The sequence below is a fragment of the Acidianus sp. HS-5 genome (assembly GCF_021655615.1).
In the GTDB taxonomy this organism is placed as follows: domain Archaea; phylum Thermoproteota; class Thermoprotei_A; order Sulfolobales; family Sulfolobaceae; genus Acidianus.
Window position 1 is genome coordinate 410,247 of sequence record NZ_AP025245.1, and the last position, 14,768, is coordinate 425,014.

The following is a 14,768-nucleotide window of genomic DNA, read 5'->3' on the forward strand; positions in this document are numbered from 1 at the left end:
AACAAATTTTTACCTTCTCCTTCTAGTAGCTAGGACCACTGCTAGAACTATTGCTACTATAATAATTACTATAAGGATTATGAATAGTGGGTTCAGACTTTCCACTAGCGTCTCTGTTATAGCTTGGTTTACTGTTATTGTAGTTCCCGGTGGAACATTATACGTTCCCTTAAAAGTCCCTATCTCGTAGAATGGAACTGATGCCGTTAATGTTATTTTACACCCAGCGTTATACCACGATGATGCTCCATTTATTGTTACTAGATATTGGGTTACAGCAGTAACTTTAACTGTAGTAGGCAAATTTACAGTAAAGCTCTGTGGCGTTATAGAGGTTACTAGGAGTCTTTCACCGGCAGATATTGGTATAATCCCAGTTTTTAGGTACACGTTAGTGCCAGCATTATACCAACCGCTGCTAAACGTTGAAGATGTGCCGTTTACGAGAGCGTTTAATGTTATATTAGGAGTAACAGTCACGTAGTACTGTAGTACTGTATGTACGTGGATTGTTTCAGGGGAAGTTACTGTAATTAACGATGAAGGGGTTATTGATACTATTACATATCTTTCCATTTTGTTCACGTAGTAGGTTGAATTTATTATCTGGATTGTAGTGGAATAATTAAACCAAGATGATTTAAGTTCTGTAGTAACTCCGTTCATTTTTGCATATACTGGAATATTAGATATTACGTTAACGTAATCTTGAGTATAATAAGTTACAGTTACGGTATTTGATAGGACTCTTCCCGTCCAATTATAAGATATCCACCTAACTTCGTCATTAGAGCCTGGCAAGCACTTTGCATAATAGTAAGTGGAATTATAGTCAGCCCAATATACTCCGGGCTTTGCTGAAGTATTAGTACCGAAGTAGTAGTAACTTATTGTCGGCTCTCCGTTACCTACTCCTTTTACTACATAACTGAAGTTTACCTTTAATTGTTCGTACAAAGGTATTATCGTCGTTCCGTTGAATAATAAAATTCCTCTACTATCTGGTGAAGTCCACCTTACTTCATTTTCAGTAATATTGGAGATTGTATAAGCAGTTCCTGAAGGAAGTATGTATGTACCTTGTTTTACGACCTCAGTAGTACCGTTGGGGAAGGTTAAAGTTATGCTCGGTAAGTAAGGAGGCATTTGACCTATTACCTTGTACTGGAACGTGACCTTAACGTTTAATGGTATAATTTTTGTAGTAAATATTGCAAGACCTTCCTGAGTACCTACTGCAATAACTTTACCGTCTGCGCTCATTACTAATGATTGTGGATTAGGACCTATACTGCATGGGATTGCTGGTAAAGTGTAGTTTGCAATATTGCCGTTAGGGGAGAAAATATACAGCGTTCTACAGTTGTAAGGTAATGCTGCTATGACACTACCTTGGCAGTTCATTACCACTGGAGTAAGCTCATCTATAGGGAAAATAAAGCTATAAAGGATTTGTCCCTTGCAATTTGCAATATATAGTCCGCCGCTTGCTGTATAAGCGACTAAAGATCCATTATAGTTTATAGCCGCCATTACACCCCCAGGACTATAGGATGTGTTAGACCAAACTAACGATGCATTGCAAGTGGTTAGGACATAAACTCCAGAGTAGGCATATATTACGGAACTACTTATAACAATGTATTTGCCATTACCGCTGAATACTGGAGGACCAGCATAAGGGTCTCCTAAGCTACTATTTATCCACAATAGTTTACCATTGTGTAAATTAAATAAAAATACCCATCCACCGGTAGCGACTCCGTTTCCAGCAGTTGCAACTACATAGCAGTTGTAAACGCACATATGGCTGATGCTCATGTATTCTGGCTCAGGAGACATATTTTGGATAGTGTAGAACCATAGTAATTTACCGTTAGATGCGTTGAAAGCAGATAGGTTACCATATGGGTATCCATAGACTTCAGGATTTGCGATAGCAATTACCTCATTACACAAGATTTTTATATCAGCTACAGAATCGATAGCACATTGGCTATTGAATGGAAACTTCGTGCACCATAGTAGTTCTCCAGAAACTATGGAATAGACTCTTAATATTGCCGTGCAATTAAACTGAGTTGTTCCTAAACCTACTGCAAAGTATTTTGGACATATGGCTACAGAGTAGACTGAGTAAGGTTCACTGATGTTATAAAGAATTTTAGTACCGCTGCTGCCCACTGCTACAACAAGAGCATGGTATACTTCTTGGCCGCTACTATTCATGGTCATGCTACCTAAACCTATTAAGTATTCTCCATCTACTGGATACTTGTACATTGATACTGAAGTTACATTGCCTACTTTCAATAAAGCAGACGAATAGGAAATTGTCTGCGGATGGTTAGAATAACTTACAGTTACTGTTGTTACCAAAGTTATTAACATTATAAAAATTAAACTGTTTATTATAACACTATTTTTATTTATCTTCATATGTGACATCATATTTACTATTGACTTTTCTTCCTATTATTTATTTTTTACTCTAACTATACTAAATGCGTTCATTGCAAATAATGATAATTGCCTCTCAAAAATTTAATAGTATTAATTCTTAGGGGTGTATTTGCTGAAAAATTTTTACATACTATTCTGGAATAAGCCCTCATAGACTTACTGACCAAGTCTCTCATGACTTCTGTCCTCACACATTTTATGCAATCATTTATAATAGTTTGTTCTATCTTACCGGAGCTTAAAGATTTTCATTAGGTATAATGAATTAATAAACATATTTAACGAATCTGCGAAGCTCCTCGGCTTAGGAGGACTAATCACGTTCATTTCTCATAATTCACGCTTTTCTACCCGACGTAGATATAAAACTTTATCAATAGACAGCTTGGTTAGGTCTCAAAGATCTAGATAATGCATAATATGTAACAACACTGTAGAACAATTCCTACAAAGTTTGCCCTTGACTTTCAAGGTCTGACTGAATATAAAAAGTGAAGCAACTGCTATCATTACTTAACTCTTATCGCATTCTTCAGAAATGATCTGTAAGGCGGTAGCCCCTTTTCGTCATCATATATTATTTTAACGTCAAATAAATATGAAGCCTCCTCCCCTAATTTACTTTCTACCTCGTCTATAAAGTCTATTAATGCCTTATTCCTGTCCTCACCACGCTTAATGACAACGATGACGTCGATATCGCTACCCCCGGTTATCTTCCCTGTTATTACGGAACCGAAAACGTAAACTTCCTCAACCTCTCTAGATCGAGCTTGGCAAACGCTTCCCTCCAATTACGTAGAAAATTTATCCTCTTTAGAGGTTCCATAACGATTCCACAATTTTTAATATTTCCCTTGTTATAATTAAAGCTATTTCCGCCTCGTCTTCTGGTGGTAAACCGTATTGTGACTTTCCTCTAATGTTCTCCAAGATGATAAGTTTCTCCCTATTATCCCTTGTAAAGTCCCTTATTCTTTCATCTCCAAGCCTAGTGTAGACTAAAGAAAGTAATTCCCTAATTCTGTGAGTCCTAGGAGGTTCTACCCCAAGCTTATAAAGTAGTCCTTTTAAAGACAATTGCGCAGAAACTTCACTATTTAACGCTGAAGCCTCATAAAATCTTTGCTGGAATAACAGCTCTGAAGCCCTCAAATAATCCTTTGCCCCCCTTATCAGCGATTTCGTATGACATAGGTAGTCGTAAACCGGGTAAATATTAAAGCTTATTGCCTGACGTGTCTTCTTCACTTGGTGCTTCTTTATACTGCACCTACTCTAACAAGTCTCTCTAGTGGCTCATAATTGCAAGCCTTGCCCTAAAACAATTAGGTAATACATAAAAATTAAATTACTAAGCTAAATTCTTCATCCTATTATACACCGTTATATATTCCTTTGCAATATCTATTCCCCTGGCTATTTCATTGGTCTTTATCTTCTCGAGGAACTCTATTGTATCCTCCGGCTTGTCAACACCGCACATCACCATAGGTCCCCTTATAATACTGAACAGACCAATTGTCCCGGCAACGGTTAATAAGAACTGTTTTATCATATCGTAATTACCTTTTATGTAATTGCATACTTCCTCCCTAACGTATGGGTTACGAGACAGCGAGCTTACGACAAAATTCGCTTCTTGTAATTTTATAGTCCTATTAAATATCAGCGTCACCAGGTTTCTGTATCGACTTGTCCCTTATATTGGTCATAGCGTTTAATATCCTGACCCTTTCCTAGTCCGAGTTTAAGGACTTGTATTTCTCCAGCAGACCGTTAAATTCAGAAGTAGAGACTGCATACGCTACCGCGAAGGCGGTCTTTATATTACCGTCAGGTCGTTATAGTATTGGAATAGGTTTGATAGCCCTAACGCGAAGTCTTCGTCCACAATAGCTAACTAAGTCAGAATACGCCACCTTGCCTAAATCCACGTCCCTATAACCTGGCATAATATCACTTTTACTTCCAAAATCGGTGGGGGAGGAGCCTTATGGTCAGCTTAAGGAGTATCCAAGCTATTATGCAGGTACATCGTATGGGGTTCTGATTATTATGAGTAGAGCGTCATCATAATATATACCGTTTGACCCTCAAGATCAACAAAATAATGATAATTATGATTATTATGGGATATTTTTACATATTATTGGTATAGTGTAAGTTCCCAAAATCCTAATACATACTTTTTAGTAAATGGAAATATATATAATAGTCCATTACTGAAACAGTCTTACTCTTGGGGTGGTTGCCTTTTTTCTAATTGTAATGCACAAGCAATAGTACCAAAACCTCCTTCTACATATATAACACAAAGTTATTATAATGCATATGAAACTGCATTTGTTGCTGAAGAAGATGAAGCATTATATGATTATCAATCCAATATATTTTCTACTGGGGTACCTTCTAATTTTATTAATGGAACATTTGGATATTAAGAAATTTATGAGGATGCTCCCGCTATCGGTTATTTAACAGAAAATATGCAATATTATGAAGGAGAACCTTATTTATATATATCTGCAGGATCTGGATTAGGAAATGGATACTTAGGTATTACATGGATTATTGCAACATTCGGAGTTCCATATGAAATAAATGTACCTTAAAAAATAATTATAAAAAATTAGTTGCCATTATAAACCATTTCCGTATTTTCAATTGGAAGATTACCGCCATATACATGATTATTTACGCCAAGTAAAAATCCATAGGGTATTAATGTATTATTGTTTGTTTGAATTATATACCCTGAAACAAAGTCAGCAGATGATGGGGAATATATATGTAAATTTCCAGTTTCACCCAATAAGTTGAATATTTGTGGATAATTTACTTGTAAGTATCCCAATCCTGCAGCACTTGTATGCATTGCTTTATAATCTCCTGTACCTAGTGCTGTCATGTATTCCTTTAAATAACCTGATGGTACAACTACATCAGCATAATTTTCTGGATTCAATTTATTTAGTAATATTGTATTATTATGTGCTACTTCCAATGTAACTCCATTTGGATTATATATTGTTATAACTTGATCTAATGGTACAAAATTTGGATTTTTAGATGCTTCATATTGATTAAATTGTTTGGGAACACTTAATGCTTGTGCAAAATCTGATTTCATTTCTAAATTATATGTTCCTAAATCATGTAAATTACCATGTGGTCCTACATAATATAATGTACCTTGATCATTTCCATCATATTCTATAAATGCATAATCGGAATCGATTTTCACATCTTGTACAGTTGGTTGGGAATTCATATTATGGAATATAAAATATCCCACTCCACCTACTATTGCAATAAGTAGTACGGCAATTCCTACATATTTTAAAGGTTTACCACCAGGCTTTGATGTCTTTGCCATTGATATTATTTTATTGTCCTTACCATTTTTATATAGCCTTTCTGACCCCTCCCCACTATTTTCTAAATAAGACCCAACTCTTGATAACGGGTTCATACTATATAATGAACTTTTTATAGCTGTCACATATTCTCCTGCCTTTTTATATAGGCACTTAAATGAATTCTTTATTCTCGCCCCCATACCCTCTGATTTTAAAATATTGTCTGGCCCCGTATTACCCGTATTTCCTAACATATGATATAATTTATTTAAGCTTTTTTAAATTTTATCGTTATTTAATAACAAGCTCATATTATAAATTTCTAAGGATTATTATACAAAATGAGAAAAAAGGACAATGACCAACAATTGTAGTATAGTACCTATAATAATATTTATTATAGTAATTGTTTTTCTTATTAAAGCATTTTCATATCCTGGTGGCAACCCGCAAAATTTGGACATGCGTTAGCAGTTTGAAGTAACCAGTCCTTATTCGGTTCTTAACAACAATAGGTTAATAACATACCGACATTCCATAAGTAAATGAGGAGTTTAGAAAATTAAAATTCCCGTAATAGGAGTACTAGGATTCTATTATATAACCCCCCTTGTATGCTACATGAGATCTTAAGAACATAATTAATACGAAATTGCGTTATATATTATCGCATTATAACACATAAAGGCGTTGTAACACCTTGCAAAACTATTTGCGGGCTTAACATAATCTCGCATTATAGTGACGCCTAGGAAAAACACTGCATTGATAAAAATTGAACTAAGTATGTTTAACATCAAGAGTTATATATTGGGATTCTTAATCTTTAAGCATGAAAAAGGATAGTATAAGAAAGTAAATAATTGTGGCATTATTATTCCTTATGTTTTTAACGTTCCCGCCTGACCTAAATACAGTAACGACAGCACAAGCAAATAATCAAAACGTAGGTTACGTAAAATACACGCTAATCCTTCATAAATTTTAATAAAGAGGGCTCTCTCGTAGTCCTCCCTTTTATAAGTAAAGGATTTCCCACTCTTTATAAACTCATAACTTTTGTATGCATAAACAGATACCTAACTTGAACAGATTCCCCTGTCTTCTTTGACCCTTTTCGATACGCTTAGTAAAGAGGGTGTGGGCAACAATTACAATTTATAAAAATTGCCTAAAAGCCGTCCCCCTTTCGGACACTTTAATCATACAGTAAAAATTATAATGTAGATTAAAATTGTAATACCCTTTATTGTTAGCTATAGACCTAACCATGAATTGGAACTAAATTTACACTCTTATATAATAATAAAATCATTGTTCATACTTTAAATTTAGAATTGATAAATGTTTGGGATAAGTTTATAATTTTCGCATATTAATCTCACTTATTTGAAAATTAGTTAAAAGGGATAACAAAGGGTTTAACTTTCCTCTTTGTACAAGAGTACTGCCGCAACGACCATTATATAATTATGACGTATGCGAGAGGAAGGACTATAGATGTCGTGCTTGGCGAACTTGGTGTAGAACTATGTAGTGCAGTACGTGTTTGGTGGGTGGAGTAGCAATAACAGTTATCCTTGACCCACAGCTCGATATACAGCTATTATTAGGGACAGAACACAGCCTAACTATCACCTACCGGTATGGTTGTCATGGCCTTGTCCAGTACTGGGTTAATCACATAAACTTTACAACAGCCACCATTAGTTACGTATATGCAACCGCATCATTAACGCGGTTTAGGCCCTCGCCTACTGGTTTACTTTATAAAAGAATAGAAAGTTTCTGTATTCAATTTTTATGTTAATATAGTTAGAAATAAAATTTTTATTAAATCTAGTTAAGTAGGCTAGAATCTGTTTAGTATAACGTCGGCTCAGTAAGAGGATTAGGAGTCATGGAAATACGTCATAGACGTGCAATAAGATGAATTAACACTGGAAAGGCTTATAGTTATGTCCGGCTCAATTAACTATAATGGCTGAGGCGTGGAAAACAGTACTTTCAACGTCGTTACTGCTCCTTTTTTACTCCATCTACCTAGTGGACTTTGGAGGGCTTAATTTTACTCATGGTTTGCTCGCGGTACTCTCCCTGTCTCTAGCCCTTGCCTCACTTTATCTCCCGAAGAAAGTGAATTCCCCCTTGGCGTTGATAACCCCCTCTTCGGCTCTGTTGCAGTCAACTTTTACTTATCGTCGAGCGTCCCCCTGGGGTTCTTCTTTCTTCTCTACGCAGTAGTCCCCTTCATAGCTACTGGGGTCGACTATTTAGTGAGCGTAGGGTCTTTTGCGTCCTTTGTTTACGCCCTCGTATCTGCCAGCTACCCCAAGTTCTGGGTACCGTTCCTCCTCTTATTACCCCTTACAGTAGTATACTGGTCGGCAAAAGGTGAAATACACCAAAAAGACACAGTCGACTTTATTGTCATCACTGTCCTCCTCTTGGCCCCGTTTCCCTTTGTTGCCCTGAACACTGGCTCACTGCTAGGCGTTTTGCTGTATCTTTTTGCCATGGCCCTCCTATTTATTGGGATAGTGTCAAAATTTAGGAAGAAGGACTCCACGTGGTTCTTCGTAGCTTCCGGGCTTATAACCTACTTCGCCCCTATAGCCCTCTACTTTCAGCTCAGGGATTCAGTAAGTGATGCGACCTCTTTCCTTAACGCGTACGACCTCTTCTTTTACGGCTCCCTTGCACTGCTCTTTTACCTCCCGTTCCTCCTCACTGAAGATTCGGACGTAGCCGTCTTGTTTACACCGATACTCTTGGGCATAACAGCAGGCCTCCTGGCGTATTCCAAAACGACTACCTATTTTGCAGCTATAGACCCTTGGCTCATAGTCGCGGTAGCCCTCCCCAATAGCCCGGCGGTAGGGGACATCTTTGCCCTAGGTGGTTATACATGGCCAACACTGCAGTGGCAGGCCCAACAGCCCACTTCACAAGTCAAGTTTATAATCAAAGGGCTACCGCTGGGGGTTAAAGCAGTAGTAGAAGTGGGCAATGCAAAGTACTACGGCGACTCGCTAATTCAATGCCAAGACTATGGGAATTGGATGGCTTTCCCAGTAAAAGTAGGGCAGTCCGTTTATTACCCTAACCCGGGCTCGGGTTACGCAAACCCAATGGACATAATAACGGTAAACTATGTATTAGTTATCCAACAAACCGCTCAGCCATCTCAGACCTTCACCTATTCCCCATCAAGGGCATTGAGCAAGTCCAGCTTTGACCCGGATGCATTGCTCAACAGGAGGCTTGGGGTGTATAAAGTTAAGTCTATAATAGGTAGCGGGGGGTTCGGTTACGTTTACTTAGGAAAGATGGGAGGGGAACACTACGCAATAAAAGTACTTAAAGTAGACAAAGGCGACCCGGTGACGTACTTCCGAGAGCTCTTCAATGAAGCTAACAACCTCGTAGACTTATCCAACCACCCAAATATAGTTAAGGTCTACGCGGTTAACGTAGACTTGAACGTAATAAAAATGGCGTTAAGTGGGGACTTCTCGGCTTACTACGCCGACCCCCCTAGGATAGTCATGGAGTACATGGGGGGTGGGAGTCTCGACGAGTACTTGCTCGATGATAAGTTCTTCTACTCCTTAAACTGGGAAAGAGCTGTTAAGAGGGCAGTGAAGCAAGTCGCAGAAGCACTAGCCCACATCCACGGTAGGGGGTACGTGCATTCAGACGTAAAACCCCAGAACATATTCTTAACTGAGAGACCCGGGGACTCCTCTGAGTTGCCTACAGTTAACTTCAAGTTAGGGGATTTAGGTAGTGCAATCAGGTCCGGGAAGGATATAAGCCAAGTGACTATAGAGTACTACCCCCCGGAGGTGTTCAGGTGCAAAGCGTCGCCCTCAATGGACGTCTTCGCTTTAGGTACGACATTATACGTATTGTTAACCAGGAAGACCGATAGGCCCGATTTACAAGCAATGACCGAAGCCTTCGACTGCTATATAAATAACGACATGAACTGTGTGAATAACAAAGTTGACGAAGCGAGGCGTTTACTGGCGTCTTGGGACCCACAAGTCCCAGAGCCATATAAGGGCTTGATAAAGGCAATGGTTAACCCAGATCCCATGAAGAGGTCTACAGCACTGGAGGTCGCTAACAAGCTAAAGTAACGCTCTTTACCGGAGCTAAAGGCGTGGAGAAGGGTGTTAACAACAATTTCATTTAAAATTACCTTAAACCTCTCTCCCATGCTCTTATCATAGAATAAAAATTATAATATGGATTAAAATTGTAACACTCTTTATTATTAGCCGTTTGTTTGATCACGAATTGAAACTAAATTTATACTTTATATAATTCATAAAATTGTTGTCCACACTCATGAAGGGCGGTTGAGCGTTTATTGAAAATCACGGTAACTTTCTTGTCTAAATCTATAACTGTACATCCTTCTAGATAAGTTGCATAAGTCTTTAGCCAATTATTTCTCCCCTTTCGTCAAGGAGCTCTTCAGCCACTTTAACAAACTCTTCCTCACATATACCTTCATCTGTTACTTTCACGTTTTCTACCTTAGCAAATTTGCCCTCCTTCTTAACAAAATGCACTGCTACCCTCTCAGGGTCTAGTATTTCATCTCTACTGAAGCTCAAACTCTCCGCCTTCTCCTTGCGTGAAGATAGAGCTATTAAGTTACTAACCGAGGAGAGGAAGCAATCACTATGAGTAGTCAGAATTACGTATTTACCTCTGTTTACCGCCCTAGCTATCATCTTTGCCATTATTCTCTGGGCTTTAGGGTGTAAGTGGACTTCCGGTTCTTCGATATAGACTACCTGCATGCGGTTACTCCCTAAAGCTAGGGCAATAGAAAGGGACTCCCTAACATCGGAGGGTGCTTGAGACAGCGGTAATAATACGTCATTCCACATCCTTACATAAGGTGATCTTACTCCGTTATTTTCAACAAGTTCTAGGTTAATACCTAGCTCATCAAAGAAATCTTTAAACACCTTCTCGTCAGTGTCCTCCCTATTATACATGAGGTCTAGGTATGTCGTTGCATAGGAATTCTCTACGTCGTTTAAAAGCTCAAGTGCCCTCGCATAGTTCGACGAGTTTGTTAAGATTTCCGATATGACTGCCCTATTATCAATAAGGAAAACCGTAGAGGTAGACTGGAAGAAAGGCGAGAGATTAGAGAAAATTTTACTCATATTATGTTCTAGATATAAACCTAATATCGCCTCTAACATTGAAGGATCTGCATCAGATAAAATTTTAGTAAGCTGACCTACTTTTAAAGCGATTCTTTTACGTCCTCTAAAATTTGTCCCGCCTTCGGTGTTAAGGTAACAGATAAAGTAGATCTTACATTAGCCTTTAGGTCTATTACGCCTGATGACAGGTCTATTTCTCCTTCATTTTCTCCTTTAGTCAGTAAATTATTGCCAAAGTTATCCCTTAGGCTTTTTTCAATGCCATCACGAAAGGAACACGAAAGTACCTCTTGGAGAGGACTGTGTGCCTTCTCTATTAGCTCTGTAGTATTGGGCAAAGCAGTGGAGAACGCATATAAAAGCCTTAAGAGGAACGACTTACCTGTGCTATTTTTACCTACAAAGATGGTTAAAGGCTTTACGTTTACCTCAGCCCCCTTAAAAGGCCCTATGTTCTTAAGCGTGACTTTCCAGTCCATGATAGAAAGTTCTAAAGCGGGCTAATAAGTTTAGGAGCTTTCACGTCTGTTTTCAAATCTTATTCGTTAACAGTGACAGTTTACGTGACTCCTCTTTCATTTGCTATGCTTTAAGCTAATTGTTGCCTTGAAAAGCCTGGAGGTGTATAAAACGTTGTTATGAACTCTACAAAGCTAATTGTTGCCTTGTTAAGCTACTCACTTTGTTAAACTCTTTGGCTTTTAGGCATTGGATTAAAGGGAAGTTTACCCAGGTGATAAGAATTTAACTACACTCACGAACAAAGTAGCTAATTATTTAATGTAACAGTGGTTTTCCGATAAGGCTATCAGATTAACGCCTTATTACTAGATATCTCAACTTGCATGTAACGTTTATAATTATCGTATACTCATAGTATAATATTCACGCAATACTGTCTTGACGTTATGCGATGCCCATGTCGTTTAAGTTAGGCTAAGTTTAAGCTATTTTTTATTATCATTATTGTACAATATTCTAGGATATACTAATAAAACGTTATTTTAAAAGTGAGTCATAACCTACATAAGACTGTAACGGTTTTACATGATTGCTTCATCTCCTCTTGACTAGTCCCAAGAGTGACGGTATATGTCACCTCAAGGTGTGCACGTGGTGAGATTAAAGATACATCTATTATCAGAAGGAGGTATTACATAGATTTCCGTCCTTAGCAATTGCCTTCCGTAACTTGGAGACTTAAAATTGGATCCCGTGTAATCCTATTAAAAGTCCTCGCTAAGTTAACTTTTAGTTTTTATTAAATAACGGAATATTTTTAAATAGTTTCTTAGATTATATCCTCATAGAATAAAAAGTATAAATTAAAATTATAAAAATCTTTTAGAATAACGGCATAATATACTCGTAAGCTATAAAAAGTAATCAATATTTTAACTAGAATATAAAATATTAATTATTAAGTAAGAGGACAATTAGAAAAGAGTATAAGTATTTCCTTGTCGCGTATGGGAAAGCCCTATTAGATAACTCTTCCCCGTTGCCGGGTTGTACACAGCGAGTACTTGTATTCCAGACTCGTACCACTTGCGTGAGGAGCACTGGTAGTTCCCGTACCTGTTCTCTGGAGTACGGTTTGTGGTCGAACATATCGTCTTACTACTACCGGTTATTGCTTAATGCTTTAAGACATTCCTCCCAAGCTTCCTCTAACGCTTTCAGTAAGTTAAGTTTAGGCTGAACGTATCTGCTAGGTTCCTAATGCCTGCCCTCCAATCAAGGCCATGAACGCTAGGGTTACTGTCACCAACCCGTTCGCCCCTGATATCCCTACTACGGAATTGAACGGTTTGAAGAACTCACTCTTTGCAAAGATCAACTCCTTCCCGAACCCTTCTTAATCAAACCTAAAAACTTTATCAGTAATACCGGGAATTCCGTGGGAAAAATAAGACATCTGCTCAATTTATACTTGGTTAGACCTAAAAGGTCAAGGTATTGCAGTATACATAACAACACTGTACGGAGATATGATTCCCATTTCTTCACAGATTTTAGGTGTATTATATACGTTCTAATTTGCCCTTGACTTTCAGGGTCTGACTAAGTATAATATTTCTGCATATATTGAAAAGGTGCTCACACTATAAGATTTATTTGACATGTTTTAGACGTCTCCAATCTTCTCAGGGAGTCTCTCAACCGATCTTGGTCAATTTTAAATGTGGGCTTAACGCTGCTTTTTTCAGTCCAATTTTTATCGGCGTAAAACTTACTTTTAATTAACACCGATTTAGAATTTAAGAAAAATTAACGAGCTTAACGCCTAAGGAAATTGAAGTGCACAGCAAATAACTTAACGTTAACTTAAATAAAATTTGAAGTAATGCAAAGAGCACCAGAATTGAGTGTTCGTTGACCGAGACGTTGCTTACATCGTAATCTAAGGGTTAATTTCAGAGGACTGGTTAGAAGTAATCCAAATTATAACCAGGATTTAACTTCATCTATCATATCAAATACAACTCCGTCCCTTCCTCCAATTAGTAATTTCCCTGACAAGCCCTCTATCCATTCCTTCCTGAAAGCGCTCTTGCCGTAGGCTGCCCCCATTATCGCTCCCACTATTGAAGTAATGGTATCGTTGTCCACGGTGTAATTAACTGCCTCCAAGATGGCCCTCTGCGGATCTCTAAACTTCTTAATAATGAAGAGAATGCAGGGTAAAGTTTCGCCTAGATATGCCCCCGATCCTACTCTTTCACAAAACGTGATGGTATCCTCGCCTCTCTTTATGGCGTTATCAACTTCTTTCGTTAATAACTCTTGAAGGGTTACACCGGGGACGTTTGTTTTGTAGTGTTTTTTTCCTATGAATTTGATTATCCTTTCGGGGAGATCTTTCGTGGGATCTTCAATTGGATTGATCACGAGGCTCCTGAAGAGTTCTGCAAAGGCTATGGACGTACCTATGGCTAGGGGGTCGTTATGAGTTATTATCGCGTCCAGGACAGAGTCCACGAGGTGATTTTCTTCCTTGAAGCTAGGGAGTATAACTGGGGATATTCTCATGAGCGCTCCGTTTCCGGCCGACTCAATCCCGCACTCAAACCACTTCATTCCCCTTAGGTATCTTCGTCTTACCTCGGACGTGGAAATCCCTATACCGTAAATTTCATGGGAAAAGAAGGTTCTTGCTAATTTTTCAGGGTTGAGATATCCATCTTCCAGGATAACTTTGACCGTGTCGAAGGTCAACTGGGTGTCATCTGACGGGAGTCCGACCCCATTTCTTCCGTCGAAGGTGATGTAGTCCTCTATGAACCCGTATCTCGAGAACCTCTCCTCAGGGTCCATCAACTCTGTTGTATTCCCCAACGCGTCCCCTATGGCTACTCCCAGTAACATTCCCTCCACTCTATGGAGGTTTGGGCGTCCTCTACTTGTTTGAGTGCCCAAGATCTCCTCTAAGTTGTGGGCGTTTATCCTCTGCTTAGACATCAGTTCGCGAAAAAGCTGAACGTTTTTACTAGTCATGAGATAGTATATAACTTAGTTTTTTATAAGCTTTATAAATTATGTAGACATTGTTTTTGACTAAATTATTCCTCAAGGTATTATACCTAAAAAGAGGTCGATACAGTAAAAATATTTGGTGTACAAAAATTGTTTTCCTTGCCTAGATTTAATCTTAAAATTTTTAATAAGGTGGAAATATACTTATATTTTTATTTTTCGGAATTTTCTCTCACATAGAAATTGCGTTATTTTTAGTAAAACACAGCTG

Annotated in this window: 10 protein-coding genes and 1 pseudogene; 2 read left to right on the forward strand and 9 right to left on the reverse strand. The window is 38.2% G+C overall.

Going from position 1 to position 14,768, the window contains the following annotated elements; genetic code table 11:
- Positions 1-9: 9 nt before the first annotated feature.
- The 4 genes from HS5_RS02180 to HS5_RS02195 form a co-directional block, all read right to left on the reverse strand.
- A complete protein-coding gene (locus tag HS5_RS02180; RefSeq protein WP_236752442.1) occupies positions 10-2,439 on the reverse strand; it encodes a PQQ-like beta-propeller repeat protein in 2,430 nt (809 codons plus the stop codon).
- Positions 2,440-2,972: 533 nt separating this feature from the next.
- A complete protein-coding gene (locus HS5_RS02185; protein WP_236752443.1) occupies positions 2,973-3,257 on the reverse strand; it encodes a nucleotidyltransferase domain-containing protein in 285 nt (94 codons plus the stop codon).
- Between the two features lie 22 nt (positions 3,258-3,279).
- Positions 3,280-3,714 (reverse strand): HEPN domain-containing protein, encoded by a 435-nt coding sequence (locus HS5_RS02190; protein ID WP_236752444.1) that lies wholly within the window; start codon positions 3,712-3,714, stop codon positions 3,280-3,282.
- 103 nt (positions 3,715-3,817) lie between these two features.
- A complete protein-coding gene (locus HS5_RS02195; RefSeq protein ID WP_236752445.1) occupies positions 3,818-4,141 on the reverse strand; it encodes an ERAP1-like C-terminal domain-containing protein in 324 nt (107 codons plus the stop codon).
- An 811-nt stretch (positions 4,142-4,952) separates the two neighbouring features.
- On the opposite strand from HS5_RS02195, the gene HS5_RS14450 reads away from it, so the two are divergent.
- Positions 4,953-5,078, forward strand: coding sequence for a hypothetical protein (locus tag HS5_RS14450; RefSeq protein WP_256445559.1), 126 nt, complete (start codon positions 4,953-4,955; stop codon positions 5,076-5,078).
- A 17-nt stretch (positions 5,079-5,095) separates the two neighbouring features.
- On the opposite strand, the gene HS5_RS02200 is transcribed toward HS5_RS14450, so the two are convergent.
- On the reverse strand, positions 5,096-6,079 hold the full coding sequence (locus HS5_RS02200) for a hypothetical protein (RefSeq protein ID WP_236752446.1): 984 nt from the start codon (positions 6,077-6,079) through the stop codon (positions 5,096-5,098).
- A gap of 2,022 nt (positions 6,080-8,101) precedes the next feature.
- Here HS5_RS02200 and HS5_RS02205 point away from each other — a divergent pair.
- Entirely contained in the window at positions 8,102-9,970 is a 1,869-nt protein-coding gene (locus HS5_RS02205) for a serine/threonine-protein kinase (protein ID WP_236752447.1), read from the forward strand.
- Between the two features lie 303 nt (positions 9,971-10,273).
- Here the strand turns inward: HS5_RS02205 and HS5_RS02210 are convergent, their stop codons facing one another.
- From HS5_RS02210 to HS5_RS02225, 4 genes and pseudogenes are all read right to left on the reverse strand, one after another.
- On the reverse strand, positions 10,274-11,170 hold the full coding sequence (locus HS5_RS02210; RefSeq protein WP_346729554.1) for an AAA family ATPase: 897 nt from the start codon (positions 11,168-11,170) through the stop codon (positions 10,274-10,276).
- Entirely contained in the window at positions 11,101-11,499 is a 399-nt protein-coding gene (locus HS5_RS02215; protein WP_236752449.1) for an AAA family ATPase, read from the reverse strand. The genes HS5_RS02210 and HS5_RS02215 overlap by 70 nt, the downstream gene beginning before the upstream one ends.
- Before the next feature lie 976 nt (positions 11,500-12,475).
- Positions 12,476-12,860: pseudogene (locus HS5_RS02220) on the reverse strand (ISNCY family transposase); the annotation flags it as partial.
- A gap of 605 nt (positions 12,861-13,465) precedes the next feature.
- Positions 13,466-14,518, reverse strand: a complete 1,053-nt coding sequence (locus HS5_RS02225) for an ADP-ribosylglycohydrolase family protein (protein WP_236752450.1) — start codon at positions 14,516-14,518, stop codon at positions 13,466-13,468.
- Positions 14,519-14,768 lie beyond the last annotated feature (250 nt).